The organism is Arthrobacter sp. Y3221157 (assembly GCF_059089865.1).
Genome location: NZ_JBNHFD010000200.1, coordinates 1 through 980, shown reverse-complemented (window position 1 = coordinate 980; position 980 = coordinate 1). Strand labels below are relative to the sequence as shown.

General features: G+C 65.2%; 1 protein-coding gene and 1 pseudogene. Both read left to right on the top strand.

Annotated features, from left to right (window positions below; translation table 11 throughout):
• Positions 1-133, top strand: a pseudogene (locus AC5RTT_RS20635) (alkaline phosphatase family protein); the annotation flags it as partial.
• Positions 126-869: a thymidine kinase gene (locus AC5RTT_RS20630; RefSeq protein ID WP_494146717.1), complete on the top strand. Its 744-nt coding sequence runs from the start codon at positions 126-128 to the stop codon at positions 867-869. The pseudogene AC5RTT_RS20635 and the gene AC5RTT_RS20630, both read left to right, overlap by 8 nt.
• Positions 870-980 lie beyond the last annotated feature (111 nt).

Genomic DNA, 980 nt, shown 5'->3' with positions numbered 1-980 from the left:
CCTGTACGACACGCGGCGCAGCCGCCCCGCCGCCATGGAGGTGGTGGGCCAGCACGGCTCGCTGACCAAGGCCGAGCGTGAGGTGCCGCTGCTGTGTTTCACCGCCGGCGGCAAGGGCGCGCGCCGTGGCTGAGCTCGTCTTTTTCTCCGGCACCATGGACAGCGGCAAGTCCACCCTGGCATTGCAGATGGATTACAACCACCGCGCCAGGGGGCGGGGCGGGGTCCGGTTCAGCCGCAACGACCGCGCCGGTGAATCCCGCATCTCCAGCCGCCTCGGCCTCCAGACGGATGCGGTGGAAGTAGGGGACGGCACCGACTTCTGGGAGGAAGTGATGCGCCGGCGCACCCAGGGGCAGCGTGTGGATTACCTGATTTGCGATGAAGCGCAGTTCTACTCTCCGGAGCAGGTGGAACAGCTCGCCAAGGTGGTTGACGAGATCGACGTCGACGTCTTCGCCTTCGGCATTACGGCCGACTTCCGCACCCGCTTGTTTCCCGGCTCCCAGCGGCTCATCGAACTGGCGGACCGGGTGCAGGTGCTCCAGGTCGAGGCCTTGTGCTGGTGTGGCCGGCGCGCCACGCACAACGCCAGGACTGTCGACGGCGTCATGGTCACCGAGGGTGCCCAGGTGGTGGTGGGTGATGTTGACATGGCCATGCACCCGTCAGCCACTGTGGAAAGCGGTCATGTCCCGGTAGTGGGTTACGAGACGCTCTGCCGGCGGCACTACATGCGGCGCGTTACAGCCCATGGGGCCAACCTGATGGCCGAACAGGACCAGCTGCTGCCGTTCGACGTGGATGCCTGCCTGTGGCGTGGAACGGGTGGAACAGGCGCTGGACTGAAACCGGGGACCGGGGCTTAAAGCCCGCCCGGGAATTGATGCTCCTATAGCTGTCAATTGTTGTTGAGCCAGTCTGAGTAGCGTTGGAAGAATTGGTCGTCGCGGGTGAGGCCGCGTTCGAATCTGGACAGT